The organism is Micromonospora sp. NPDC005215 (assembly GCF_040607915.1).
GTDB lineage: Bacteria > Actinomycetota > Actinomycetes > Mycobacteriales > Micromonosporaceae > Micromonospora.
This window is the reverse complement of record NZ_JBEXHQ010000011.1, coordinates 51,229-77,492: the sequence shown is the minus strand read 5'-3', so window position 1 is coordinate 77,492 and position 26,264 is coordinate 51,229. Positions and strand designations below refer to the sequence as shown.

Genomic DNA, 26,264 nt, shown 5'->3' with positions numbered 1-26,264 from the left:
TACCGATCCATTGGCCCGGGCGACGCTCCGTCGAATCGGAGGGGATGGCGGCGCGGTGACTGGGTCCGGCGGCGACAGCCCCGGCCAGGTCAGGAGCCTACGGGCGAGGTCGTGCACGTCAACCGGGCCGGCCTGCGCCGACTCCAGGTCCACTGGGCCGACGGGACCGTAAGCAACGTGTCGGTACGGTCGGTAATCAAGATCTAGTAAGAGAAGGGGGACGCGGACCCCCGGGCCACCGCTGTCATTGCGGCGACCAAATCGTCATCGGCCCGCTCGCCGAAGGCGCCGAGCAGGACAGCGCTGCGATTGACGGCGCCCAGCGCCGAGGTGATCTGCCGGGCCTGCTCGAAGGCTTCCCCAGCCTCGGCGAGGCGCCTGCGCCGCTGTGACTCCTCGATCAAAGCGAGGCCGAAGGAGGCCAGTCCTTTGGCCTCCCACGCGAGATAGTCGCGGGGTTCCCGGCCGATGCGCTGGTTGGCCCCGTCCCGCGAGGTGAGGAATGCCAGCCGCGCCCGGTCTCGCATCCGCTGGCGGAACGCGGCAATCCCGAGCAGGCCGTTCGCCCCAACCGCACGATCCCCGCTGTCCAGCCTCGCGCTGACCTCGGCGGCGGCGAGCGCCTCGTCGTCCCGGCCACCGAGACGCAGGTACGCCAGGCCCAGGTTGAGGTTGGCCTGTCGGATCAGACGCGGATCCCGGGTACGCACTCCCAGTTCGGCGGCACGCCGGGCCGGCTCGACGGCCTCGCCGGCCGCATCCGAGTCGATGTGAACGGCAGCCTCGCCGTTGAAGCACAGCCCCAGGGCGACCTCGTCCTCGGTAGCCGCTCCGGACGCGATGGCGGCACCTTCCTGCAACAGGGCCAACGCCGATCGCGGCTCACCGATCTGCCCGAGGGCCCAGGCATAGTCGATGAGAAGCAACGGGAGGATCCGTTCGCGCTCCACGCTGTCCAGCAGCGCGCGAGCGTTCGCGAGCGCCGTGCTGAAGGCGCGCAGCGCTTGGGCGTGGTGGCCAGCCCGAGCCAGGCAGAGTGCCAGGTCGGCGCGGACGATCACCAACTCGCGTCTTCTGTCGAGAATGCGGCACTGCCAAACCTGCCGGCGAAAGAGTCGCGCGGCGTGGCTGAACTCGCCGGCTTCGAAGCGCACGGTCGCCAGCTGGATGTCGAGCATGAGCCGGGCCTTGGGCGCGCCGAACCATGAGCATTTCCGGCGGGCCTCCGCAAGTTCGACAATTGCGTCTTCGATGCGTTCCTGCTGTTGCAGCGCCGCGACGATGCGGCGGTGGTTGTTCGCTTCCTCGGTGTCGTCCCCGATCCGGCCCCGGACCGCACGCCGCCATTCAAGCAGTGCGTTGCTCTGCCCCCAGCGGCGCAGGTGGTAGTCCTCGATGGTGTTCATGACCTCGTACGCGCGACGGCAGTCCCAGGCCCGGATGCGAAGGTCGATCTCGCTGAATGCGGGCCGCAGATCGAGCAGGCTTCGGACCGGAGCCACTCGGCGTTCCTCGAAGTACGTTGCGGCGTGATGCCACATCGCAAAGCGGGTGAAGGGCAGAGGTACCCGGCGGTGGTCGTCGAGATCGCCACGTTCCAAGCCGCGGACCACTCGGTCGCTCTCCGCGGGCGGCAGGAAGTAGTGCCCGTGGTCGTGGTGGGCGACGCGCCGTTCGTGCAGCCCTCGGAGGATAGGGGCGCTGTCGACCCCTGGCACCAGGGCTGCCAGCAGAAAGTCGACCGCCTCCGGTGGGACCGGCCGCCCGTAGACCGCGAGGGCCTGCACGACCCGCTGCTGCGTGCGGTCGAGGTTGCTGAAGGTTGCCTCGAGGAGCGTCGCCTCGACATCCGGCAGAGGCACCTGCTCCAGTTCGTCGAGAAGGCGGGGCACCGGTGTGCCCGGCTCCTGCCGCAGCACGCCGACCAGCAACTCGAGGATGCGTGGATTTCCCTGACTCAGCGTGTACGCACGCTGCCGGTCCACCGGCTCCATCCGGTACAGGGCCAGCGCCGCCCCGCGGTCGAGCGCGATCAGCAGGGCGATGGCGTCGCCGAACGGCAGCGGATTCATCGGGACGAATCGAACATTGGCTGGTAGGTCGCGGCGGAGCTGCTGCGGCGGTCCGCCCGCGACCGTCAGGACCAGCGTCGTCGGGTGCCCAGGGCGACCGGCCAGCTCCATGACCAACGCGCCCAGCTCACGGTCTCGGAAGGCACCGTCATCGAGCAGGTGTTCCGCGGCATCGAGGATCACCACGACCGTGGTGTTCCGAAGTGCTGCCAGCACATCGGTCAGCTTCTGGCGCCACTCGACCGGGTCGTTCAGACGCTCCTCGAGCCGTGCCCGGCCCGAACTCTCCGGGAGTGCCCGGGCCAGGTCGGCGAGTACGACGGCCACGTTGATGGGACGGTATCCGTCGGCCGAGAGGTAGACGACGGCATCCGCCTCGGCCTCCGCCTCCCGCGCGGCGAGCCGGCGCCGGAGCTCCGCCGCGAACGCCGTCTTGCCCACGCCCGCGGCCCCGTGGACCACGACCACCCGGGTTGAGGCGTCGGCTATGGCCTCCTCTACCCGGTGCTTCTCGGACACCCGATCGTGGAACTCGGCCGCCGGGACGATCGGCGCCTGGTTGACCAGCCGGACGCGGCCGTCCGAGACGTTCTCCTGGGTGAGGTCTGCGGGCCCGGCCGCGTCACGACGGCGGCCGGCGGCGCTCCGGCGGCGAAGTTCGTCCTCCAGCCGCACCCGCTGCTCACGGTTGTGAATCGCGAGCCTTCGCCGCTGCGCGCCGTCCGCCCGTTGCTCCTCCGCCTCGGTCCGGGACAGCTTCTCCTCGAGCACCCGGCCCACTCGTCCCTGCATAGAGATCTCGGTGATCCGGCCAACGAGATCGGCAAAGCCCTCGTCTCCGCAGTCGAGCACCGGCGCCCCGCGCAGGTCTTCGTGCGGCACCTCGATCCCACCGGTCCGGAAACCGATCAGATCGATGGCGCCGGTCAAGGCTGCCCTGATCTCGCGCTTGCAGCCGGGGTCTATGGCGCTGCGCTCGGAGAGCAGGACCACCACAACGTCCGGACGGCGCAGACTGCGGGGCGACTCGCCGGCCTCATCCCGGTGCCACAGGACGTGAATCGTCCAGTTCGGCGCCCCTTTGACGACGTCAACCAGCCGGCGCTGCAGGTCGTAGGCGGCGGTCCGATCAGCCGCAGCCGACACCAGGGACACGATCACCTGCTCCGGCTTCTCGTCCGTCTCCGGCTCTGCCGGGATCATGTCCCTTTCTTCCGCGAACCGTAGGAACTCCGCCCCGGCCCTGGTCGCGACATGGAAGAACCAGCGCTGCACGGCATCGCTGTGGTTCCGGTAGGTGGTGTGCGCCAAGGCGCCGGCGAGCAACGAAAGCAGATACTGCGCCCGCCATTCGACCCGGAAGGGCGCGGGTTGTTCGGCCGCCCGTAGGACGGCCCTGAGGATTTTGCCCGTCTTCTCCTGTCCAGACGGTTCGCCGGTGCCGGCCAGGAGCAGACGGACCAGATCCTCCGATACCGACGCCTCAGGCGTGACGCCGAGCTCGGCCGCGGCGGCCGAGAGGCATAGCGCGACAAGATCGCGGGTCAGCGAAGCGGCCGGGTCGAACGCCGCCAGGTCGACGACCCTGATCCGCTTAGGCTCCAGCGGCAAGGCATCAGGGACGAGGATGTTCCCGCGGTGCAGGTCGCCGTGGCTCAGGCCATACATGTACTGGAACACGACATGCCGCACGGATAGGCCGGATCGGACCATCGCGACGGGATTGGGCAGCCGGTCAACGCCGACATGCTCGTCCCCGGGCCGCACCAGGCCGCGCTCGTCCGCCCAGCGCTCAATCCGCTCGACTGGCTCTCGTAGCTCGTGACGCAGATAGTTGTCGACGGCGTCCCGGTCGAGCGTCACTCGGTCCCGCCATCGGTCGCCGTTCCACTCGGTCAGGACTAGCCGCGCTACGGCCGCGCAGCCTGCCTCCTGAATCTCGGGAGATAGCTTGTCGATCGGGCGATAGTCCAGCAGGTCGCCCGCGATGTCCTGGAACATGATGTAGCGCCCGTCGCCCACCTCGCAGGGCCGGCCCAACTGGCGAACCAGATAACGCTTGGCGAACTCGGTGTTCTGCTTCCAGGCCAGCTCGTGCAGGCCCGTCTCCCACTCCTTGCCTGCCGGGATCACCTTGATGATCCGCTTACGCGAGCGCCACCTACCATCGGGGTGCCGATCCTTGAAGAGAATTGCGGTCACCACGGCACCGGTGAAACCCGACGCGCTCCATTTGTGGTCCGGCAGCTCGACGATGCCCCCACCGGCCGTAGCCCAGCGCCGCAAGGCCAGCGCCACCTCCGCACCCAGGAACTCGGCGAGCGGATCGACCGTCGGCGTCATCCGGTGCCGCCTCCTTGCATGATGTCGGCCACAGGGTCAGCGCAGAGCGGGCAGGTCTTCATGGATTCGGCGTGTGCTCAGTAGGAACGCCGACTGCGGACTGATCAGGAACTGCTCGCGGCGACCGTCCTCGATATCGGCGACCCGGGCGAGCACGATCTCGGTCTCCGCCGCGTCGTGCGCCAACTCCAGCATGCGGCGCCGCAGCTCGACGGCTTCGGGCGAGTCGAGGATCGGGTCGTACACCTCGAAGGACCGCATCGTGCGGTGCTGCTTGCCCGGCGTGGGCCGCGGCCCGTCGACGACCGACCTGATCAGCTCGAATCGAAGCTTGCCGGCCAGCGGCGCGAGTTCCGGGTGCCCGGCCTCGGACAGCTCCTCGCGCAGCTCCCGCCGCAGGCATTCGGGACCGGACTCGCGGCCGGTGCAGCGGTCGTACCAGCGCAGGAATCCGATGCCATGCCGGGTAGGGACAAATCCACGCAAGTCGCGTCTCATTGTCAGCTCGCGGCCGGCCGGGCGCTGCTCGACGAACCCCACTGCGTCTAGGGCTCCGCGCGCCTCGTCGGTGTACTTGACCACGCCGCCCGGCGGCCCGTACACGCCCGGCCGGAACGGATGGTGGATCAGGACATAACCGTCGTCGTCCTTGATGCGCAGCAGCGCCGCAACCGACACGCGCAGCCGCCCGGACGTCAGAGTGGTCCGCAGCAGTCCGAGGTGCTTGCGGTGGCGCAGGGCCAAGCCGCCGGCTGCGAGCAAGGCGGCCGTGATCAGGCCGGCCACGATGTTGATGAGCATGAAGCCCTCCCGCTCGCGACTACACAGTGACGCGACCTTGATGCTGCGGGTGATGCCGGCTCCCGTCAACCTTCGCCACTTGCCCATTCGCGCTCGCTCAGCCACGCCGGCCGGCGGCGATCAGTACGGCTGGAGAACCGCGGGGTCGATCGGCAGCGGATCGATCCGGTGGTCGACGCGGTCGATGCCTTCCTTCCCACCTTCAGTCAGGCGCGTTCGACGATGTAGCGGCGTGGGCTATGGCATAGCGGATCGCGGCGGATTTGGCGAACGTGGCGTTGATCTTCGACAAAAGAGGGCCTCGTTCGCATGGTGGTACCTCCGGCCCACCAGCACTGGCACCCGATCGTCGATCTTCACGTGGTGGACCGCCTTGGGTGGCCTCATGACGACGGCGACGTGGAGACGTCGACACGGCAGGAGTACGTCAAGAAGCTGAACAAGCACGTGCGGCCGTTGCTCGGCAAGCTGCCGGCGGGCCGGCTGGACACCGAGACGCTCAGGTCGTTCTATGCGGCGCTGCGAAAGTCCGGTAACCACCGTCGAGGAGCTTGGAGGGCAATCGAAGCCAAAGTCGATCGCCCTGCCCTGCATGCCCGGCGCCACCCCGGCCTGCATGAAGATGCGCTGCGATCCGGCGGCAATCCGCAGCCACCGGCAAGAATCGCCGTCGATCTTCGCTCCTCTGGCGGACCCGACTGGGCGAACAGAGGACGCAAATCGGGGGGCAGCCGATGGCCAGACTGACCACTATGGTGTTTGGTTGGACTGGGCTGGATGCCCTGGACATTGCCGAGATGTGGGAAGGCCCCAGCGATGGAGGCGTCAGAGTTGGCGCGGGTAGACCTGACTCTCAGGCGACTGTTCGCCGATCATGGATTGACCTGGGTGGTGGAGGCGGTGGATGCCGCCGTTGCTGAGGGCGCCGCCGAGTCGGTGACGGAAGGCAGCAGCAGCCACGGTCAGCGGCGCGGCGGCCGTCTTTTCGGGTATGGCATACGGCCGGACGAACGCAGCCGGATTGAGCCCGAAATTCGGTGGCGGCCGTACACGGATACAGAGCGGGTTCTGCTCTTGCTGGATGCAATGCTCGCGATCTACCGCGATCTGCCGAGCCTCCGCACGGAGACGGTGCGCGTGCTCACCGACGGCTTCCAGGGTCGAGTCGCGGTGCCTGAGCAGATCATCACGGCACTCGACGAGGACAACGAAGAAGCGGTCATCCTCTGGCAGCCCGACCTGGAAGCCGATGCGCAGGGCCGGCAGCGTGTTGTCGGCACCCTGATCGCCCTCCGAGCGGCGGTGGTCCCGGGATGACGGATCCCATCGGCGACTTACTCACTGAGCTGGCTGACGCGATGCAGGGGGTGACGACACCGTTCACCCGATCTGATGAGGCGGATCGCATCTACGAGGGTTACCTGTTCGCCCAGGTGATCGCTACGGCGGCCGAGTGCGGTGCCCGGGTCACCTACGAAGACTGCTACGAGAAGGAAGTGTCGGAGCTCGTCTTCCGAGGCGCCCCCGGCTTCATTCACGCTCGGCGACGACCGTTTACCCACGCGGTTCTGTACTTCGGAGACGCTCGCCCGATCGAGGTCCATCTCCGGGTGAGGGTGCAGGTGCAGGCCAAGAAATTCGACGCAGAATCGGACATTCTGCTCGTCGATACGAAAGCGGCGCGCGTATGCCGGGATAAGACGCAACTACCAAAGGCGTCCGGCTGTGTGCTGACGATCGAGGGCAAGTACTACCCGCTCGGCGTTCCACGAGACGAGGCACTGAAGTATGTCGGTGTGCGGGCCTACTTCCCGCGGACGATGGCGAGCCTGTTCGTGACCAACTCGTTCTCCCCGTCCGCCAACAAATGCCTGAGCCAGACAGCTGGCCATCTACCGTTCGAGTTCGGCGCGATGCCGGGAACCCGGTTCCAGACGTACGTCCGCACACATATCCGTGATGCTCTCAAGAAGTGGGTGGCCGGCTTCGATTTCGATCACCCCACCTGATCGCCGACCGCATGATCACAGCAGCCGGTCGGCCTGTGCGGCCTCCTCCGGGGTTCTGCCTGAAAGGCCCCTCTTCGTGGGGCGGCGGTTATCCGCAGCGGACCATCGGGCAAGGCCTGACGCGCCGTGGCCGCTGGAGTGGCGGACGGCTTGAGCTCCGTCCGCTACTCGCGGACACGGCGGGCAGCGTCGCAGCGGACGGCGTCGGGCTCGGCTGCGGAGGCGGCAGCTTGGGCTGCCGTCCCCGCCTGGCGGGTGCCTTGTCTGTCTATGCGGCGCGCTTGCGTCGGCGGGGGAGTAGTTCGGCGGCGGCTTCGGCTTTGGCGCGTTCGACGTCGAGTTCGGCGATGACCGAGGTGTAGACGTCGGTCATGGCGGCCGAGGAATGGCCGAGGAGTTCCTGGATGTCTTTGAGGTCGGCGCCGGCGGCTTTGAGGTAGGTGGCGGCGCAGTGCCGTAGGTCGTGTAGCCGGATCGGGGGTAGGTCGGCGTCGCGGACGAGGACTTCGAAGCGGTCGGTGACGGCGTTGGGGTGCCAGGGTTTTCCGTCGGGTTGGACGAAGAACAGTCCGGTGTCGGGCCAGGTGTGGCCGGCGGCGAGTTTCCACTGGGCTCGGCGGGCGTGGTGGGCGCGTAGGACGACGCGGGTGATGCTGGCCATGGCCATGATTCGGTTGCCGGACTCGGACTTGACCTTCTTGATCACGGGTGTGTAGCCGTGGGTGGCGATCTGTTGGGTGACGCTGATCAGGCAGCTGTCGAGGTCGACGGCGGCGTCGGTGAGTCCGACGGCCTCGCCTCGGCGCAGTCCCCGGTGCAGGATGAGCGCGAACAGTGGGTAGAGGGCGACGTCGTGCTCCTCGGCGTGGTCGAGGAACGCGCCGGCCTGCTGAGGGGTCCAGACCATGACCGGGCTGGGTCGCTCGCCGGTGTCGCGCCACCGTTGTACGGCTTTGGCGGTCCATACCCGGGCTTTGGGGCGTACCCCAGAGGGCAGTTCGATGTGGGCGGCGGGGTTGAAGTCGATGAGCCGGTTGTTGCCGCGGCGGATGGCGTCGTTGAGTGCCTTGCGCAGGGTGGCGCGAATGCGGTGCATGCTGGCCGGTTTGGTCGTGCGCAGGCCGCGGACGCTGGCGCGGATGGCGGGGTCGTCACTCTGGCGGGCGATCTCGATGGCGGTGCTGCGGTCGGCGATGGCGGCGAACATGGCCTCGACGTGCTCCACCCGTAGTTTCACCAGGGCGATGGCGCCGAGGTGCGGGACCAAGTGGACGCGGATGTGCGACTCGTACGCGATCAGGGTGTTGGGTTGGACGCTGCTGAGGCTGCGGCGGGACGCCAGCCACGACTGCAGGTACTCGCCGACGGTGGTCGTGACGGTGGCGGGCAGTCCTGCGCGGACCCGTCGGGCGATGGTGTCGCGGTCCGGCAGGGGTGCGCCGGCGGTGACGGCGAGGAGCATGTCGGCGATCTCGGCGGCGACTGCCGGGTCGTCAGCGGCGAGGGCGAGCAGGGCTTTGGCGTGGTCGCGGTCGCCGGTGGCGGCGTCGCGGGTGTCGAAGGTGCTGCGGCGTAGTTGCCGTCGCGCCTGGCCGGGGTGGGTGGGCAGTTCGAGTTGGTAGGCCCACCGTCCGTGGGTGGGATTCCACGCTCCGTTCGCCCGGCGCAGCTGCGGGCAGTGGTTGCCGAGTTTGCGCCGGTTGCCGTCGCGGCACGCGCAGCGTTTGAAGACGGATCCTTCCGCCATGATCAGTTGTCTCCCTCGGGTGGGGTGTTCGGCAGCCGGTGGCTGCGGATTGCGTACGGGGTGATCCACGCGTGCCTTCCGCCGCCGATCAAGTCGTCCCCCGGCGATTGGGGTGGCTGATGGCGGTCGTCGCCGTCGGGTAGGTGTAGGGCGTGGAGGATGGCGGCGACCGGCACCCGGTAGCGGCTGCCGAAGCGCAGCACGGCGACCGGGAACTCGCCGCGCTTGGCCAGGTCGTAGGCGACGGAACGGGACAGCCCGAAGATCCGGGCCGCGGTGCTCAGGTCGGTGACCATCCGGCGCTGCGGGACTGGCTGCTGGCGAACCCGCGCGCCTACACCACCCGCGACGCGGTGTGGCGGGAGCTGATCCGTCGTGCCCGCCTGGACGGGCCGCAGTGGGTCATCGCCGCGGTCGGCATGGCGATGCCGGCGCTGCGCCGCTACGCGAGGCGGTTGTCCGACGGCTACCGTGGTGACCCCGACGATATCGGCGCGGAGATCCTCGCGGGTTTCCTGGCTGCGCTGCGCGACCACGTGGACGTGGCTCGCCGGGCGCCGTACGCGTCGTTGTGCCGGGCAGGGTGGCGCGCCGGGCACGCGCTGCGCCAGCAGGCCAGCGAGTTCGTTCTGGTTGAGGACGTGGAGCGCGTCACGGGACCGCGGACCCCGCAGGTGCCCTACGGGCATCCGGACGTGCTGGTACGCCGCGCGGTGCGCCTGGGGATCCTCGACGCCGACGACGAGCAGCCCTACATCGACGTGCGGCTGGGACGGCGGGCCATGGATCCGATCGCGGCCCGGATGGGCATCAGCACCGACGCCCTGCGCATGCGGTTGGGTCGCATCGACACCCGCCTCGCCGAAGCCCTCGCCAGCGGCATGCTGACCGGCGCGGCGTCCCCGCAGGCCGCCGAGGTGTTGGCGGCGCGAGCCGAACGCCGGGCCAGTCTGCGCGCCGCCAGCCGCCGTCGCCTCACCACCACTGCCGCCACGTCGACGGCAGTCGCGTAGGTCGGCTCCCTCTTCTCGCGGCGCCGTCACTTCCCCCGGTGAGGGCTCCTGGGACGGATCACCTCAACTGAGAAACCCCTCGTTGTGAGTGGCTGTGAGTGGTTGTGAGTGGGGCAGGCGTTCGCCAGAGCACACAAGCGGCGGTTTGTTAATGACGGCGCCAGAAGCCGCGCTCGGATTCTCGCCGTACCGCATGAGCGCCGGTGATCCGGCCGCGCGGACCAGCCGGTTCCGTGCCCGGGCGGCCGTCCGGGCACACGGAACGGCGATCTGGCACCGCACTGTCACCCACTGCGATGCACGACCGCGGTGCGTGATCCGCCCGAGGTGTGCCGCACCGACGCGGTCACACAGGCATTCATCCACCCCTGCCACCCCAATTCGGGAGTGGCACCACCTTGGAGGTACCGGTCATGTCGACCACCTACCATCCCCAGTTCACTGTCCCGTCCACCCGACCGATCCCGACGGAGCTGCTCCTGGCCGAGAGCGGCCGCATGCGCCTGCCCGACTGGTGGGCCGTCGAGATGCTCGCCGAGCACCGCGTCCTGACCACCGCGCAGCTCACCGCACTCGGTTTCGCCACCACCACGGCGTCTGCCACCCGACGTCTGGCGATCCTCGCCCGACGCAGCTGGATCGACCGCCTCTGGAACACCGGCACCGCGGCCACCGCCGACACCTCGTGGTGCCTCGGCCCGATCGGCGCCCAACTCACCCCACTCGACGAAGACCTCGACGTCACACCGGCGCAGGTGTACCGGGCCCGCGACCGGCTCCGCGAACATCCGGGCCTGCCCGGCCTGCTGCAGGCCAACGACTTCTTCGTCGACCTGGCCACCCACGCGCTCACCGAACCCGGGAGCGACCTGCGCACCTGGTGGTCACCGCGCACCTGCCGACACGTCACCGCGGCGCGACATGCCGCCTGGCACGGCGAGTACATCCACGACCGCGACCGCCACGCGTTCTGGTACCAGCCCGACCCGGGCGAGATCCGTCCCGCCGACCTCGCCGACCGCATCCACGGCTACCGGCCGCTGGCCGAACAATCCGGCCTGGCGACCCTGCTGTTCCACGCCGCCGACCCGCAGCGAGAGCAGGACCTGCGCCGCTACCTCGAGCGCCGCAACACGCGGCGCCTCACCGTCGTCACCAGCAACCCCGAGCACGGCCACCCGGCCGACCCGGTCTGGCAGCCGATCGGCGAGACACACCGCCTCGCCCTGACCGACCTTCCCCACACCCCCGATCAGTGGCCGCCCGACACCGTGACCTTCAAGGAGGTACGGCCCCGAGCCCCACACCCCATCTACGACCCCGAGCGCCCCTACGAAGAATCCGTGGCCAACGGCGAGTACCACTACCTGCCGCGCCACTGACCAACCGACCGCTGCTCCTCGACCGGCCCACCCGGGCCGGTCGAGGGGCAGACCGGGGCGACCCAGCGAAGCGCTTACCCGGTCATTGTCGGGGGAGTGTCGCTTCGACCCCGGACGGCAACGCCTGCGGCTCACACCGCAGGTCGCAGCCGCTGTGACCAGCCCCGATCGACAGGCGACTTGCTGCCCGCGTCACCGGAAGTTCACCACACACGCGAGGCCAGGGAGGTTGGCGTGTCCCACCAAGCTTCCGGACAGCGACTGCTGACCTCCGCTTGCTCCCGCCCGCTGTGGCCGCGGCGCGCATCAACCTCACACCCGACTCGCACCTGCGAACTTGGAGCAACAACGATGATCACCCCGCACCGCGGACCTCACCAGCGTCACCGGCCCGACTCACACCCACCCTCACCGCACCGTCACACCGAACCCGTTGTGCCCGGCGCTTCAGCGGTCAGTGCCGATCTCCGTTCTACCGTCCGTCTTGATCCTGACCCCCAACCTGACCCCGCACGGCCGCTCACAGCCCAGGTCAGCCCCGCTGTCAGCAGTCCGGGACCGCTCCAGACAGACCCTCCAGTCTCGGGTCTCTCCCCCAGGGCTTGTGCCCATGGGTAAACACCTACCGACCGCGGACCCACTGCTGCGCCTGCAGGCCAGCATCACCGCCCGCGACGACCGGCTGCTGGGCTGGCTCTACGACCACGGCGTGCTCACCACCGACCAGATCGCCGCCGCCCTGTTCCCGTCCCTGGACTTCACCCAACGCCGGCTACGCCGCCTCACCGCCCTGCGGGCAGTCGACCGGTTCCGACCCAACAAAGCCGACGGAGGCTCGCACCCCTACCACTACGTCCTGGACCAACTCGGCTACGACCACGTCCACGCCCAACGCGGACTCCCACGAGGCCGCCGGGACCAAGCCCGCCGCCGCAAACACTCCCTCACCCGCCGGCCGGACCTGCCGCACCTGCTCGGCGGCAACCAGGTCTTCATCGACCTCGCCGCCCACGCCCGCACCCACCCCGACAGCGACCTCGTCCGCTGGCAGCCCGCGTCGGCCTACCACGAACCCGGCACCCTCTACCGCGAAGGCGCCAACCCGCACCTCATCCTTGCCGGAGCGACGGGCCTCCCCCGCCCGGACGGCGCCGGGATATGGACCGAGCACGAACGGTCCGTGCCGTTCTTCCTCGAATACGACACCAGCGGTGAAAACCTGCAGGTCCTCATCGACAAAATCATCAAATACGAGCGGCTCTACCTCCTGAGCACCTGGGCATGGCCGGTGCTGTTCCACCTCCCCTCAGCCCGCCGCGAGGCGAACCTGCACCACCGGATCGCCGGCACCGGCCCGGAGGCGGCCATCGCCACCACCACCGCCGAACTACGCACCGCCCTCGCCGCCAGCCCCGCCCACCAGATCTGGCAACTCCCCGGCCGTACCGGCCGTCACCGCCTCATCGACCTGCCCTACACCGACACCCACCACGACGACCAATACCCCACCCACGACCAGCCCACCTCGGACGAGCGGGCCGCCTAATGTGGGGGAGCGGAACACACGGCGCGCGCGGCGGCCTGCAGGCCGCAAACGCCGCCGAACCACCCCCACCCGCCAGCTCGCCGGGCCGGTAACCGTCACCCGCCCTACGGGCGCGCACCGAGGCGACCGGAAGCGGACCGCGCCTCGATTGGGAAGCTGTCAGGGTCTGTCAGCCACGCTGTCCGGGGACAGCGCCCGCGCCCGCATTCACACCGGCGGCACGCCGCTGTGAGCTGCTGTGAGTGGCGAACGTCTTCACGCGACCCGCCGCCGACTCCGGCGGGCGGAACCCGGCGATCAATCTTCAGCGAATTCCTACCACCGCCCGAAGCGGCGGATCAACCGCGGTGACAACTACCGCTGAAAAGTGACAGTTGTAGCTGACCGTCACAACAAGCTTCGCGCCGCCAGCCGGAAAGCCGAAGAGACCGGACGACTTGATCTCTGGGCAAAGGTGAGCGTCGATCGTGTCCACCGTCCGCCCAGTAGTCCGTGCCGGACGACGTGACCGTCGACGAAAGGGACTTCACCATGCCTCGTGAACGCCTCAGCCTGCTCGCCGTGATCCCCGGCGATGTGATCGACCCACTCCTGTGGCGGCTCGCCCTCGATGTCGCCGTCGCCCACCAACCCGACAACCACGGCAACTGCCGCAACTTGCAGTGCGCCGGCCAGCGCGGCATGTGCGCTGCCGCCCGCACCGCCCGCCGAGCCATGAACCTCGCGCGGCCAGCACGGCCAGCCGCCACCCAGCCCCCAACCCGGCGACCGCAGCGGCGCGCGACCGTGGCCGCCTCCCGGGCGCTGCCGTTTCGTGGCTGGTTCACCACCTCGCCGACACAACCAGCGGCGGACAGGCTCCCGCAGCGATCTCCTCGGCCATCCTTGTCGGCACCGACGGCCGCATAGGACGACACCCGACCTGACCGGCAAGATCCGCCAGCGATTGCCCGCATCTAGGACCGGGCCGTGGGCCTGGCCTGATCAATTGTCGTCTCCTTAACGCCGGGCCAGCGCCGGACCGCCCGCGCGACGGCGCCGAGAATTACCTGGCCGTCGACCTGCGCCCGCGTCATCGTTGGGTTAGCGGCGAGCCAGGGCTCAGGCTGCGTCTTCTCCCCTGCAGCCGAGGGCCTCGACCGCAGGGGATCGCCAGGTATGCCCTCAGAGTGAGCTGCATCCGGGCCTTCCGTCGACGTCGGTCGAGCCCAATGGGTGCTGGTAGACAGGGTGAGAGCTGGCTGGGGAGCCGGGTGGCCCTCTACCGAGATGCCGAGGTGACGACTGTGATGACGAGTGTCGATGGCGGCGACTCCCCGCCGTCTCGGGAAGGTTCTCGAGCCTGGGTGGCCACAGCCCAGGGTTCTCATTTGCGAGGACGGCGTACACGGAACACCGCACCCGAAATGGCGTTGCGCCGCGCCGTGCACGCACTGGGTCTCCGATTTCGCCTGGGGCGGACCCTGTTCAACCGTTGCCGGCCGGACCTCGTGTTCCCCGGTCCGCGCGTCGCGGTGTTCGTGAACGGGTGCTTCTGGCACGGATGTCCGCAGCACGGACCCTCCAGATTCCGTGGTCCCAACGCCGAGAGGTGGAGGACGAAGATCGCCACGAACAGGGCCCGTGATCAGCGGGTCGACAACGAGTTGATCGAGGCCGGTTGGCGAGTGGTCAGGGTGTGGGAGTGCGAGGTTCGTCGAGGGGTGGAAGAGCCGGCGCGTCGGGTTGTTGCCGAGGTGCGCGGCCCGTCATGCGCGGGCACCACTCCCGCGAGTCCGGTCGCCCGGACGGCCGCAAGTCAGAACCTCGCCGCTGGGTAGCTGGGCTGCCTCCTGCGTTCCGGACGCTGCACACCTGTTCCACCTGCGGCTGGCAGGACGAATGCGGTCGGTTCGCTGATCGTCACATCCACCGCGGTCCGCCTGACCGGCTCCAGTCGAGCGCTCTGGTCGTACCCCTGTTCTAATCTGGCGCACGTGTCGAGGGGAGGCGCCGTCATACATCGGAAAGCTCCGGTGAACTCTGCCGAGGGCAGGCAGAGTTCACCGGAATCTCATCCCAGTTCGCGCGCAGGCGACCGCTCGACCGCCCTGCCTTCCGTGTCAAAAGTTGGGCTTCAGGCGCATCGTTGTGCGTCCCATGAGGTGGGTCGCGCAGGAGTGTGACATCCTGGTCCCCGTCGTCGTTGTCGAACGGAGGAAGCGTCGTGAGCGTGCGAAACCTGTACAGCGTGGCGCCGTCTGCTGCGCGGTTGACCGACTCGCTGCGTGACATCGGTTACGACTTTCCGACTGCTGTGGCTGACGTCGTGGACAACAGCGTTGCTGCGGGCGCGAGTCGGGTCGAGATTGACGTCGTGTTCGATGGTTCCGACTCGTGGGTGATGATCGCCGACGACGGCGAGGGTATGAGTGCCAACGGTCTGTTGGAAGCGATGCGTTACGGCAGCCGACGCGACTACGGTCGCGGTGATCTCGGTCGGTACGGGCTGGGGTTGAAGACTGCCTCTCTGTCGCAGTGCCGGTCCCTGACGGTGATCAGCCGCAGGAGAGCGGCCACGGCCCGCACCGTCTCGCGAATGATCGATCTTGACCTGATCGCCGAGGTGGACGACTGGGTCATCGCCGAACCGGCAGACGACGATCAGGTCGCCCGAGCCCGCGAGACGGTGGCGGACACGGGAGGGACCGCTGTGCTCTGGCGCGGTCTCGACCGCGTTCTGCCGGAACGTAAGCCTGAGGGCGGCTGGGCGCGTCGCCGACTGGAGGCGCTGGCAGGCAGGACTGCAGACCACCTGGGTACGGTCTTCCACCGTTTCCTCGAGGGTGAGGTTGGCGGTGGTCTCGTAATCACGATCAACGGCGAGAAGGTCCGGCCGTGGAACCCATTTGCTCCAGATGAGCCCGCCCGCGAGGTGCTTCCTCCGCTGCGCTTCGAGGTCACAGTCGGTGAAGCCGCCGGCACGGTGGCACTACAGCGGTACGTCCTGCCGTCTCGCGATCAGTTCACGTCCCAGGCGGAGTTCGAGCGGCTGTCGGGCCCGCTGAACTGGAACCGTCAGCAGGGCCTGTACATCTACCGCGCCCAGCGGTTGGTCCAGTGGGGCGGCTGGAACGGGATGCGGGGCATCGACGAGCACACGAAGCTCGCGCGGGTAGCACTGGACTTCGACACGGACCTTGACGTGGTGTTCAACATCAACGTGGCGAAGATCAGGGTGGCGATGCCGCCGCAGCTGCGTCAGCTGATCGAACGTCCCGTTCACGAGCTGTGTATGCGGGCGGACGACGCCTACCGCAAGAACTCGCGCAGTGCCGCCGAGGGCTCGAAGGCAGGCTCCGAGCAATTGGCCGCCTTGTCTCGCGGTGAGGCGTCTGGGGCGGCGCCGCCCATGCCAGTTGTCGGTTTGGCGCTGCGCGCCGCAGCAATGCGTGCCGGCGAGTACGCGGCCCTGCAGCGCATCGGTGAGACGTTGCGGGCCGAGGCCCCTGACGTCGCTGCCGCGCTCGGCTTCAGGGACTGACCACCGGCTGCCCTGCGGTCCGATTGCCCCGTTTGGCAGCCTCGCTGCATGCTTCGATCAGCGGGCAGCGGGGACAGGCGGGGTCGGTGGGACGGCAGACTGACGTAGCCAGCTCGATCAGGCCTAGGTGCGCTCGCCGTGCGTTCTTGTCATCACCGATCATTCGGGCGACGGCGAGACGCCCAGCGGTCATCCTGTGGCTTCGTTCGACGTGCTCGCCGGTGAAGCGGGCGGCGACGCGGTGGGTGCCCTTGGTGATCAGCACAGGCTCCTCCGCGTCGTCCTCGCCGCGGGTCGGGATCGCGAGGACGGCGAGGTCGATTACCGAGGCGTCAACCCCGCGGAGGCCTTGGATCTTATCGTCGTCGAGCAGGTCCGGTTGCGACGTGAGCGTGCGCGCCAGTTCGAGCAGCCGCTCGGCTCGGTGCTCGCGGTTGACCCACCGCCCGATCTCGAGAAGTTCGTCGCCGGCGTCAACGGTGTCCTGCGGCTGCTCCCATCGTTCGAGCAGTGACCAGAGGATTCGGATCTGCTCGGGTGCCGCCCGGTCGAGGAGCATCTCGGCGGAGATTACCTGCCACCGCGTCCGGGCACGCAGCCACGGAAGGGTCGGCTCGCCTAGGCCGTCGAACCAGGTGGCGAGGGCCTGGGCGATGTCGTGGCTGCGGTAGGGGGCTGGCCTCAGGGCGTCCAGCGCCGTCATGACGGCGCGTCCGAGCTGGGTGCCGAGCGCCGGGGGTACGGCGTTGCCGATCTGGCGGAACGCCGCCGACGGTGGGCCGGCGAAGCGGAACCGGTCGGGGAAGGTCTGCAGTCGAGCGGCCTCACGCACGGTCAGCGTGCGGTCCTGTCGGGGATGGATGTACCAGTAGCCGTCCTTGGCGATGTGCGCGGTGATGGTGCGGGAGTAGGTGTCCTCGCTCAGGCGCTTGTACTTGTCGTCGAAGATGTCGTCGCGGTAGCGCTTGACGTCCTCCGGCAGGTCCGAGTACCTGGTGCCGGCGTCCATCATGTCGAAGGCGCGCAGGTCATCCTCGCGTACGGGTCGCGTGATGTGGTCGAAGACCTTGCCCGCGTCCGACGGTGCGACACCCCTGCGCATGTGCTTCTGAAAGGCAAACGTCGGACCGGCGTAATCCGTCCAACCGTCCGCCCCACCCTCGGGCCTCCAGCCGCCCTCAACCTCGGGTAGGTCGCTGATCGCGTTCCAGACCGACACCCGGTCCGGTACCTCCTCCGGCCAGTCGAAGGCGACCCCGTCTCGCAGTGCAACCAAGATCAGCCGCTGGCGGAACTGCGGCACGCCGTAGCGCAGGGTGTCGACAACTCGTTCCTCGACCGCGTAACCGATGGACTCCAACTCGTGGACCATGGTGCGGAGGATGAACATCTCCCGGTCGAGTGCCATGTCGGGGACGTTCTCCATGATCACAGCGGCCGGTCTGGCCAACTGGATCACTTCCAAGAACGAACGCCAGAGGTCCCGGCGTTCGTCGTGCGCTGGGCGAAGGCCGTGGCGGACTTGGTGACGGATCAGTGAGCGGCCCGCCCGGGAGAAGGGCTGACACGGCGGACCACCTGCGAGTAGCTCGATCCCCGCTTCCTTGACCAAGGCGGCGATCCGTCTGACATTGGCGGATTCGCCGAGGTCGCAGTCAAGGGTGAGGCCGGGGTTGTGGTGCCGGTGCGTCTCGACGGACTCAGGGTCGCGGTCGGCTGACAGGACCACGCGGAACCCAGCGTCGGTAAGACCCAGACTCAGACCACCGGCACCGCTGAACAGGTCCGCCGCCAGCCGGTCGCCTCGATCACGGCACGCCGCCGCGAAGCGGAGGAACTCGTCGTCATCCTTGCACGCCTGAGGGTGTGGTGCCAGGCGCACGAACGGGCCACGTACGAGCTTGACGCCGTAGCCTGCCCGACGCCGGTCGACGGTGTCGTCCGTCACCTGTGTTACCTCCCTGATCGATCAAAACGCCCTGCGCAGGTTACCTCTGTGGCCCGACGCCGCACGTCGGCTGCCCCCGGCGTCGCCACGACGGCTTGGCCGACGAGTTCGATGAGATTCGTTGGGCTAGACGGTATGAGCGGACCGCTTGACCGGGGCCCGGGCCCCTCACTCGCAAGTTGACGTGGATTGCCGGCGAGGGTGGGCCTCGCTGGTAGTGCCGACACTCGCGGCAGGCCCCGGTGTCGGGCGTATGAAGAGCCTCAAATGAGCTTCGATCCCTGGAGCAGTTGTGGCCTGCTCGTCATGAATCATCGCACCCGACGTTGAACATCTCCGGGCGAGCACGACCGGTCGGACCCGAAGGGAAGAGTCATGCCGTGACGATCAGTGGTCGAGCTCGAAGCCGTTCTCCTCTGCGGTCCTGAGTAAGCCGAGCAATACGGCGCTCTGCTTCTCGGATGGGATCCCTCTTTTTTGCCCGGTCGCGATGTCCAGGATGCCGAGGTGGGTGGGTGTCGCAAGACGCCGCGCCACGACGAACCGCCGCACCGACTCCCAAGCGAGCGCACCCATCTGGAGAACCGTGGTCTGAGCCATGATCCCGGAATCGATCTTCTGAACCGCGACCGCGTCGGCTCGGCGTTGGGCCACCCGCTCGCGAGATTCCAACGTTGCCAGGAAAGCTTCTGGTACGTCCACGGACGCCTTCCGGACCGACTCCCAGCACGCTTCCCGCTTGGCCCATTCCGTCACGTTCGCGATGGGACGGCGCTCATCGGTAAGTAGGTCGAAGACCTTCTTCGCCACAACGAGACTGGTTTCCTCAACCGCAGGTGACACTGCCTGCCGCGCCCAGATGAGGTCGAAGTCGAACGACTTGCCCGGCGCGTGGGTCTCGACGATCACCGCCAACTTGGCCATCGTGTACGTGACGATGTTCGCGAGGTAGCCGCTCTGGTACCAGCTCGCCTTCGCGGCCAGTGCGCGGATGCGGTGGTAGAGAAGCGCTTTCGCCACGAGGTGCTTGAAGTAGACCTCGTTAAAGCTCGCCTCCGAGGTCTCCCACTGGGCGGCCACCTGATCGGCGAAGGCTAGGAAGTTGCGTTGGGCGCCGGCGCTCACCAGATGGGGCTTCTTCGTCCAAGACACCTCGTATTTCGCCGCGTCGGTCTTGGTGATGACCTGCCCCCGAGGGAACAGGGCAGCGAACTTCTTGGCGTCAGCGACGCTCAGCTTACGTTGCTCGTTGGCGTACTGGCCCCGGGTGCGTTCGTAGAACCACTTGGTCTGGAAGTTCACACCGGGCTGTGCCGGCGCGAGAATCCGGCGCGACAGGTCCTCCAGCCTCACGTGGAAGGGGCTGTTGGAGAAGAAGTCCGCCTCACTGACCTTGTTCTGGCTATTCGCGTAACGGGAGATGCGCGGGACCATCTCGACCGCTTGTTCGGGCTGCACCACCACAAGCTTCGTCTGTACGAAGACATCCTCGAAGTGTGGGATGTCCTTGTTGTCGCGGCGGACGTAGAACAGCGTAGCGGTGGTCTGGCCGCCGTTGACGATCTGGAGGTCGCGGATAGTCTTGATCGCTCGTCCGTCGGCCGTCCACTCCAGGTCGGTAGCCGTCGCTGTGATGCCGTTGTTGTAGGCGAGGAACCGTGCCGGCTCCGACAGCAATGTCGAGCGTATTCCCTTGTTCACCTTGCCGGCCGTGCTCAGGTAGGAACGAACGTTGCCCTCCAAGAGCCGGCTTCCGTACCGCCCGTAGAGGTCCGCCAGCACGCGGGCAGGGATGGCGGTGAGGTAGGTCTTGACGTCGGAGGCCGTCTCGGAGGTCCGCAGAGCCTCGAGTCCGCTCGGGAGCCACTCTGAGAGGTCGATCTCCAGCTCCTCGCGGCCCTGACTGGACTCATGTACCTGGAGCAGCCGGCGCAGGTCCCAGATGTGGTAGTCGATCCTGATTCCGTCACGTTCTGAGCTGTTGAACGCCTTCGCGCGTCCGCTCATCTCCATGTTGGTGATGAGGTACATCCGGTAGCGGGTTACATTGCGGCCACGCATGCGGAGGTCCTCGGCGAGTTGGTACTCGGGCCCGCTCTCCTCTCGCCCCTCCTGGAAGACGCCGCGGACGGCCTCGTCGAGATAGTTGGCGAGCGACAGAAACGCCCTGCGGGCGTCGGCAGTGGACAGGGTCAGCGGCTCGTCGGAGTCCGCGAAGACTGACACCGCGAGCGCGACCGACCCGTCCTGGTCAGTCAGGTCGAAACCGTTCACCGCGACCGCTCGTTTACGCTCGCCGGTGCCGACGAAGTGCAGAATGGTGAGCTGCTCGACGTCCTCGGCTTCCGCCAAGCGGTCGGACACCTCGGCCAGGAACGCCGTCGATCGATAGTCGTTCTCAACCTCAGCCCGCGTATCCACGGTGTTCATGAGGTCCTTGTAGAAGTCCGCGAGGTCCATCAATGCCCCCTACTCCGCGGTTCTGCGCCAGCGGTCGGTGATGAAGTCCTTGATCGCGCTGATCCGGATGTCGTAGGTGGCGCCCACGACTGCCTCCGGGATGCCGGAGCGCCGTATGGCCGGGAAGTCAGGCGCCACGTTGTACTCGGTGTATTCCGTGGCGACGAACCAGTGGTCGGCGTAGCGGTGGTCGGCAGAGTCGACCTGGAGCGCGTCGAGGGCCTTGTCGAAGGCGAGCGCGGCGTCCCGGGTCGCAACAAGGTCCGCGCGGGTTCCATCGACCAGCATCGGGAGGTTGACGGCGTCAGCGGTTCCTGCATCGACCTCGACCAGCGTCACCGTCACCAGGATGATCCCGTCCGCGTCGAGTTGCTCGGGTGAGGAGATCCGGATGCTCTTCCCGTCAGTCCGCCGGGACTTGACCTCGTACCTCGGGCCCAACGGGAAGACATAGTCCTGATGACTGCCGTGCGGACCCCGCCAAGCCAGCGCGACCTTGGCTACATCCGCCCGCCGCCCTAGAACGTGGACGCCGAACCACAGCTCGGCGATGAGGCCTCGCAGGGCATCTTCGCTGAGCGGGGGTCGGGGCCCACGAGCGAACATCCGCTTCCACTCGGCGACGACCTTGAGCAGCGTCGCCACGCCCTGCGCCTCGGTGGCCGCATCGGCGGTGCGGGACACCAGGTCGGTAGAGAACTGGAGGTAGGGCTCGAGGAAACGGCGATCGGTCAGTGACAGCGCCAGCGTCCACTTGCGGTCGCCAGTCCGCTGCCGCCGCTCCACCTCGATGATCCCGGACAGATCCGGGAGTGGCGGTTTGTCCTTGACGATGACGAAGATCATCGGTTCACCGCTGTCGTTGACGCCGACGATGAACCGGAGGCAGTGGGAGGAATCGACCTCGAACTTCCCGGGACCCGGCGACGCTATGATCTCCCGCCAGCGCAGGACGAAGTTGTCAGTCATCGACCTCCTCCGCGGTCTCGGACTCGTCGATCTCAATGAACCACTTCCGCTGCGCGACCGTGTTGATGACGTACTCGACGTCGCCCCGTGAGTCCTTGGGATCGCCGGCCCTACCGGGTATGGCCAGCTTCACGGCAACGATGATCTTGTCGACATCGACACCCTGCGGAAGCTTTCCGTCGTCGTCCTGCGGCAGCAGCGGGTACAGCAGCATGGCTGGCCGGCGAAGGCGGCTGTAGAAGACTGTTTCCGGAGGATTCTTGCCTTTGCCATCGATACCTGCGTCGGCCACGGCGGCCTTGATGTCATCGTTAGACAGGAGCACGCGGACGTCGGTTGGGCCTGCTAGTCGGCTACTCGTGCCGCTTACGCGCAGCTCCTTGTCCGCCCCTCTGTCCATCGTTCGCCGCGGAGGGTAGAACTTCGCACCGGCGAACTCCTCCGGGGCCTGCTCCCTCCCGTTGACCACTACGACGTCCCAGGTCTGGAACTCAGGTGCGGTCGCGTGCCTGGCGAATGCACTGAGCGCCGACGCGGAGAAGATGGCGTCCGACGGGTGCGCCTGGTACTGGCGAAGGAAGTCGGCGATGACGCGCTTCGGCACGCCGGTCCATCGCGGCCAGCGATCCGTCCCGTTCCGGGTGGCGGTGCTCGTGGCGATCGCGTCGCCGAGCCGCTGGAACGCCGACCAATTATCGGAGATCACCTTCTTGTCAGGGGACAGCTTGGTGGTCTCGATGCGTTTACCGGCGAGAGAGATGGTCTTGCTTCGGGTCTCGGCGGCCTTCATCTTGTTCTTGGCGGTGATCAGCAGCGCGCCAGGGTGCTTCTTGACCGCAATACCAAAATCCTCCGGAGTGAGCTTCTGGCGGAGCATCAGCCGAAGATCGCGGCGGAGTTCCTCCACCGACTCCGCGACGTGCCGGTAGTCGGAGGCGGATGCCTTGTCGATCCAAACTCGGCAGATGTCCTTGTAGCCATCGCGGTAGCCGAACCAGCGCGCCATCTGCATCAAAGTGTCGGAGGCGACGACCCGGCGGTAGAAGTAGCTCACTGTCAGGCCCTGGAGTGTCAGCCCTCGGCTGAGCACGTCACCGCCGACGGCAATCATCCGCTGCGGCCGGTCCCAGTGCTCGTCCTCCTCGCCTAGGACGCGGTCCTTGTCCGAATTAAACAGCTGAACGCGGATGTCCGCCGCCGCGGCCGCGAGTACGTCCAGGACCTCCTCCCACGTCTCTGTGATGTCCGGGTACCGCCGATCGAAGGTTTCCTTGACGATGTCGAGGGTCCTGTTCGGGTGGCCCCTGCGGTACTGGGCTGCGTGGGCCTCGATCTCGTTACGCAGCGTGGAGACCTCGTCCTGCACCGCGTCGAATACCTGGCTCTGCACGCGCTTGAAACGGGAGACGTTCACGAGCATCGAGCGTGGCGCGCGTTGGCCTCGCAGGTCGCGGACCGCGTTGGCGACGAAGAAGGTGCGGATCGCCTCGCGGAGGGACTCGGGTACCTCTCCGATGTTCCAGTGCACCCTGTGCCCGAGGGGGGTGAACTCCTCGGCGTCGTCCAGCTCCACGAGCATCGCGTCGGAGGGCTCCTCAAGGGATCCGAAGGTGACCTGCGAGCCCACGTAGTTGGACGGTGACTCAAGGCCGTAGATGTAGTGGCGTGGGAATAAATCGTTCTCGACCTCGTGGTCGATGAAGATGTTCGCGAACGGGGTCGCGGTAAATGCGACGTAGGAGCTTCGCGAGAACAGGTCTAGGATGCCACGAATGCCGCTGTTGATGGTGGTCGGGTTGTGGTCCTCCCGTGTGTTGACCGAGGCGTAGTCGGACTCGTCGTCGAGGAGCAGCAGGGGAAGGGGCAGCTTGCCGCCGACCTTGCGTTGCCGGCCCAGCCATTCGGTGAGCGCTTCCAGCACCGCCTTGTTCTTCTTGACCACGAAGACGTAGGGCTCGGCTGAGTCGGTGCCGACCGTGATGTTGGATGCGGCGAGGCTGCTGGTCCGGAAGTCCTGGATTACCGTCGTCATGCCTTGGGCGTTCGCGAGCCGCGAGTCCAATGCCCCGACGCCGATGTAACGGGTCTGGGCGGGGATGCCGGGCCGGGCGACACTGAGGCTGGTGTCGCGACCGATGAGGCCCTCGTCGACGCGCTCCTGGGTCTGCTGGCGCAGCGATTCCGTGTTCCCCGCCAAGACGATGATCAGTCGGTAGCCGGCATCGACCGCCTTGTTGAAGAGCGCGAGGTACGTAGAGGTCTTACCGGACTGAACTTCACCGATGACGAGGCCCCGACGAGCCCACGGACCTGCGGCAGTGGGGTCCCCGGCGAAGTCAAGGATCTCGTCGGTGAGGTCGTCCATCTTGTCGATGACTCGGGGCGGCCGTCCGTCGTTCAACATCCACTGCTTGAAGTTGAGCCATCGCGACCAGTCCATCTGCCGCTTTTTGTCCTGGAGCCATGGCTTGAAGTCCTCGCCGACGATGGCGACGCCCTGCTCGACGTCGATGCTGAGCCGCTCCGTCAGGCGTCGGACCAATGCGGCGACATCCTCGTTGGTGGCGTCGGGCGCGGCCGCTCGGCGGTACTGCTCCACCATCTCGCTGAGGTGTGCCTCCGAGTGGGTCCTGCCAGCGAGCAATGCGCCGACGACCTTCTCCAAGGCCGCAATCTGCTCCTGCCTGTTTCCGTTGATCAAGATGCGGCCCTTCTCAACAGTGCTTCAGGGTTCTTCGAGAGTGTGAACGGTTCGACATACCGCAGTCGGGCGACGAAGTCGTCCGCGGACTCACCGGTTTGGGTGAACACGGACCACAGGGTGGCCGCGTAGTCGAGGAGCTCACCCTCGTCCGAATGCTGGGGCGCGTGGACGTTGTCACCTCCTAGGCGGTTATAGGCGTCCTCGACGGGAAAGGACGACTCGATGTTCCTCAACAGCTCACTCAGCAGCCGACGTGCGCCGTTGTCCAGTTGCTCGTCGAGAGCGGCGAGCAGCGGGTGCTCGCGGTTGAGCTCATATCGGAACGAGCCGCGTTCGTCGATGAGGTTCCACGTCCTGACGACCTTGTCCGAAGCCGCCGCGGGGCGGCCCCGGTACAGCTGAGCGCGCTGGCTCGGGTGAACGATTCGGTCCACCAGGCGCTTGAGCTGGTCTCTGATCTCCGTCGGCGGGACGGCCGCGGACTTCTTGATGTCAAGAGACCACAGGTGGTCGAGGGTGTTCGGGATGTCGACGCGGACGCGCGCCAGCTTGCCGAGGTCGTCCTTCGGCACTAGGCGGAACCACGTTCCCCAGATGACTAGGCGCCTGGCCCGGTAGATGTAGAAGCCCTGGCTGTCGCGCAGCCGGCCGGCGATCTGCGCGGTCTCCTTCTCGGCCGGCGTAAGCTTCGAGATGTAGGGCAGGGTGAACGGCTGCACGTCGATCCGTGCGCCGGCGACGGCAAAGTACTCGGCCGGCCCCCTCTGGGTGGCCCGGTGGGCCGTGAGGAAAGGGTCGACCACCTTCAGCCGGACGCCGTTCAGCTCCATCGTGACCTTGGGCTTGCCGTCCTCGCTCGAGAGGAAGCGATGGAAGACGAGTGAGAGGTGCGCCCGGGCGGAAAGCATCTGCTCGTTGAAGGCCTTGGCGAAGATTGTCTGGCTGGCTGAGGGGAGACGGTCGAGGTGCCGCCAAACGACCAAGGTCCCGCTCGGGTTCGCTTTGATCTCGCCGTAGCGGGGGAGGTTCGAGGCCTCCGCCTCGGAGAGGGTGAGCAGTGCCCAGCGCCTCGAGCGGCTGAGGTAGTCGAGGTCCCAGCGCAGCGCCGTCACCACACCGTCCCGTTTGGTGACCACTGTGAGCTCACGGCATTGGGAGAGTGACGCGGTCTTAAGTCCTAAACCGAAGCGACCAAGGTCGTCGGGCCGCCTGCTCCTAGTGGCGCTCGTGCCCGCCAGACACATCGCAGCGCGAGCCTCGTCGGCGTTCATGCCGGTTCCGTCGTCGACGACGGCGAGGTAGGGCTCAGCTTCCGCGCTGAAGAACACCTCGACACGGTTCGCCTGCGCGGTGATCGAGTTGTCGATCAGATCGGCGACTGCCGCCTCGAGGGAGTAGCCGACGGCTCTAAGCGACTCCATCAGCTGAGGCTCCGGAGGGAGTTCCTCCTCGTTCACACTTTCTCTCCCGCTGGTCAGGGCTGTTGCATAGCCGATTAAGGGATTCTTGACCTGCGGTTTCGTGTGGTGTGGGGTTCACTGGAGACGGGTTCGAGCCATCGGTGATCATGAGATCGTCTAAGCTTCGCGATCCTGGAAAGGGCCGCACCTGCGCATATAATCATCACCGATCAAGGTTCTGCTGCCAACCACCCAGGGGCCACGCCTCGCGCGCCGGTTACTGATCGTGAGCGGCCCGGGTTGCTGGTCGCCGCTCAGGTGGGACTTGCCGTAACGCACCCGCTGGC

At 67.3% G+C, this 26,264-nt stretch carries 17 protein-coding genes and 1 pseudogene; 8 read left to right on the top strand and 10 right to left on the bottom strand.

Going from position 1 to position 26,264, the window contains the following annotated elements; genetic code table 11:
* Positions 1-203: 203 nt before the first annotated feature.
* Both ABZU25_RS11540 and ABZU25_RS11535 read right to left on the bottom strand, forming a co-directional pair.
* Positions 204-4,415 (bottom strand): AAA family ATPase, encoded by a 4,212-nt coding sequence (locus tag ABZU25_RS11540; RefSeq protein WP_355029253.1) that lies wholly within the window; start codon positions 4,413-4,415, stop codon positions 204-206.
* Positions 4,416-4,451: 36 nt separating this feature from the next.
* Positions 4,452-5,303, bottom strand: a complete 852-nt coding sequence (locus ABZU25_RS11535) for a hypothetical protein (protein WP_355029252.1) — start codon at positions 5,301-5,303, stop codon at positions 4,452-4,454.
* A 309-nt stretch (positions 5,304-5,612) separates the two neighbouring features.
* Between ABZU25_RS11535 and ABZU25_RS11530 the strand changes: the two are divergent.
* From ABZU25_RS11530 to ABZU25_RS11520, 3 genes and pseudogenes are all read left to right on the top strand, one after another.
* Positions 5,613-5,789: pseudogene (locus ABZU25_RS11530) on the top strand (site-specific integrase); the annotation flags it as partial.
* Positions 5,790-6,032: 243 nt separating this feature from the next.
* Entirely contained in the window at positions 6,033-6,533 is a 501-nt protein-coding gene (locus tag ABZU25_RS11525; RefSeq protein WP_355029251.1) for a hypothetical protein, read from the top strand.
* Positions 6,530-7,225 carry a hypothetical protein gene (locus tag ABZU25_RS11520; protein ID WP_355029250.1) on the top strand — a complete coding sequence of 232 codons (696 nt, stop codon included), beginning with the start codon at positions 6,530-6,532 and terminating at the stop codon, positions 7,223-7,225. Before ABZU25_RS11525 ends, ABZU25_RS11520 begins: the two co-directional genes overlap by 4 nt.
* A 268-nt stretch (positions 7,226-7,493) precedes the next feature.
* On the opposite strand, the gene ABZU25_RS11515 is transcribed toward ABZU25_RS11520, so the two are convergent.
* Together ABZU25_RS11515 and ABZU25_RS11510 are read right to left on the bottom strand one after the other, a co-directional pair.
* The gene (locus tag ABZU25_RS11515) at positions 7,494-8,972 is read right to left on the bottom strand and encodes a tyrosine-type recombinase/integrase (protein WP_355029249.1); all 1,479 of its coding nucleotides are present in this window, start codon (positions 8,970-8,972) and stop codon (positions 7,494-7,496) included.
* A 2-nt stretch (positions 8,973-8,974) separates the two neighbouring features.
* On the bottom strand, positions 8,975-9,268 hold the full coding sequence (locus ABZU25_RS11510; RefSeq protein ID WP_355029248.1) for a helix-turn-helix domain-containing protein: 294 nt from the start codon (positions 9,266-9,268) through the stop codon (positions 8,975-8,977).
* A gap of 6 nt (positions 9,269-9,274) precedes the next feature.
* On the opposite strand from ABZU25_RS11510, the gene ABZU25_RS11505 reads away from it, so the two are divergent.
* The 3 genes from ABZU25_RS11505 to ABZU25_RS11495 all read left to right on the top strand — a co-directional run bounded on the left by ABZU25_RS11505 (position 9,275) and on the right by ABZU25_RS11495 (position 12,913).
* Positions 9,275-9,985, top strand: coding sequence for a hypothetical protein (locus ABZU25_RS11505; protein WP_355029318.1), 711 nt, complete (start codon positions 9,275-9,277; stop codon positions 9,983-9,985).
* 413 nt (positions 9,986-10,398) lie between these two features.
* Positions 10,399-11,367: a replication-relaxation family protein gene (locus tag ABZU25_RS11500; RefSeq protein WP_355029247.1), complete on the top strand. Its 969-nt coding sequence runs from the start codon at positions 10,399-10,401 to the stop codon at positions 11,365-11,367.
* A gap of 610 nt (positions 11,368-11,977) precedes the next feature.
* On the top strand, positions 11,978-12,913 hold the full coding sequence (locus ABZU25_RS11495) for a replication-relaxation family protein (RefSeq protein WP_355029246.1): 936 nt from the start codon (positions 11,978-11,980) through the stop codon (positions 12,911-12,913).
* A gap of 304 nt (positions 12,914-13,217) precedes the next feature.
* On the opposite strand, the gene ABZU25_RS11490 is transcribed toward ABZU25_RS11495, so the two are convergent.
* A complete protein-coding gene (locus ABZU25_RS11490) occupies positions 13,218-13,388 on the bottom strand; it encodes a hypothetical protein (RefSeq protein ID WP_355029245.1) in 171 nt (56 codons plus the stop codon).
* 736 nt (positions 13,389-14,124) lie between these two features.
* On the opposite strand from ABZU25_RS11490, the gene ABZU25_RS11485 reads away from it, so the two are divergent.
* Positions 14,125-14,733 carry a very short patch repair endonuclease gene (locus ABZU25_RS11485; protein ID WP_355029244.1) on the top strand — a complete coding sequence of 203 codons (609 nt, stop codon included), beginning with the start codon at positions 14,125-14,127 and terminating at the stop codon, positions 14,731-14,733.
* Positions 14,734-15,119: 386 nt separating this feature from the next.
* A complete protein-coding gene (locus ABZU25_RS11480; protein WP_355029243.1) occupies positions 15,120-16,436 on the top strand; it encodes an ATP-binding protein in 1,317 nt (438 codons plus the stop codon).
* Here the strand turns inward: ABZU25_RS11480 and dcm are convergent.
* The 5 genes from dcm to ABZU25_RS11455 form a co-directional block, all read right to left on the bottom strand.
* Positions 16,426-18,318, bottom strand: a complete 1,893-nt coding sequence (gene dcm / locus ABZU25_RS11475; RefSeq protein WP_355029317.1) for a DNA (cytosine-5-)-methyltransferase — start codon at positions 18,316-18,318, stop codon at positions 16,426-16,428. The genes ABZU25_RS11480 and dcm overlap by 11 nt on opposite strands.
* A 453-nt stretch (positions 18,319-18,771) precedes the next feature.
* A complete protein-coding gene (locus tag ABZU25_RS11470; RefSeq protein WP_355029242.1) occupies positions 18,772-20,844 on the bottom strand; it encodes an AIPR family protein in 2,073 nt (690 codons plus the stop codon).
* A gap of 9 nt (positions 20,845-20,853) precedes the next feature.
* The gene (locus ABZU25_RS11465) at positions 20,854-21,813 is read right to left on the bottom strand and encodes a PD-(D/E)XK motif protein (protein ID WP_355029241.1); all 960 of its coding nucleotides are present in this window, start codon (positions 21,811-21,813) and stop codon (positions 20,854-20,856) included.
* Positions 21,806-24,514, bottom strand: a complete 2,709-nt coding sequence (locus ABZU25_RS11460) for a Z1 domain-containing protein (protein WP_355029240.1) — start codon at positions 24,512-24,514, stop codon at positions 21,806-21,808. Before ABZU25_RS11460 ends, ABZU25_RS11465 begins: the two co-directional genes overlap by 8 nt.
* Positions 24,511-25,974, bottom strand: a complete 1,464-nt coding sequence (locus ABZU25_RS11455; protein ID WP_355029239.1) for an ATP-binding protein — start codon at positions 25,972-25,974, stop codon at positions 24,511-24,513. The genes ABZU25_RS11460 and ABZU25_RS11455 overlap by 4 nt, the downstream gene beginning before the upstream one ends.
* Between the last annotated feature and the right edge of the window lie 290 nt (positions 25,975-26,264).

Coding starts and splice junctions, on each gene's coding strand:
- ABZU25_RS11540 (WP_355029253.1), bottom strand. CDS start 4,415: ATGACGCCGACGGTCGATCCGCTCGCCGAGTTCCTGGGTGCGGAGGTG.
- ABZU25_RS11515 (WP_355029249.1), bottom strand. CDS start 8,972: ATGGCGGAAGGATCCGTCTTCAAACGCTGCGCGTGCCGCGACGGCAAC.
- ABZU25_RS11465 (WP_355029241.1), bottom strand. CDS start 21,813: ATGACTGACAACTTCGTCCTGCGCTGGCGGGAGATCATAGCGTCGCCG.
- ABZU25_RS11470 (WP_355029242.1), bottom strand. CDS start 20,844: ATGGACCTCGCGGACTTCTACAAGGACCTCATGAACACCGTGGATACG.
- ABZU25_RS11535 (WP_355029252.1), bottom strand. CDS start 5,303: ATGGGCAAGTGGCGAAGGTTGACGGGAGCCGGCATCACCCGCAGCATC.
- ABZU25_RS11525 (WP_355029251.1), top strand. CDS start 6,033: ATGGAGGCGTCAGAGTTGGCGCGGGTAGACCTGACTCTCAGGCGACTG.
- ABZU25_RS11485 (WP_355029244.1), top strand. CDS start 14,125: ATGGGTGCTGGTAGACAGGGTGAGAGCTGGCTGGGGAGCCGGGTGGCC.
- ABZU25_RS11520 (WP_355029250.1), top strand. CDS start 6,530: ATGACGGATCCCATCGGCGACTTACTCACTGAGCTGGCTGACGCGATG.
- ABZU25_RS11495 (WP_355029246.1), top strand. CDS start 11,978: ATGGGTAAACACCTACCGACCGCGGACCCACTGCTGCGCCTGCAGGCC.
- ABZU25_RS11500 (WP_355029247.1), top strand. CDS start 10,399: ATGTCGACCACCTACCATCCCCAGTTCACTGTCCCGTCCACCCGACCG.
- ABZU25_RS11510 (WP_355029248.1), bottom strand. CDS start 9,268: ATGGTCACCGACCTGAGCACCGCGGCCCGGATCTTCGGGCTGTCCCGT.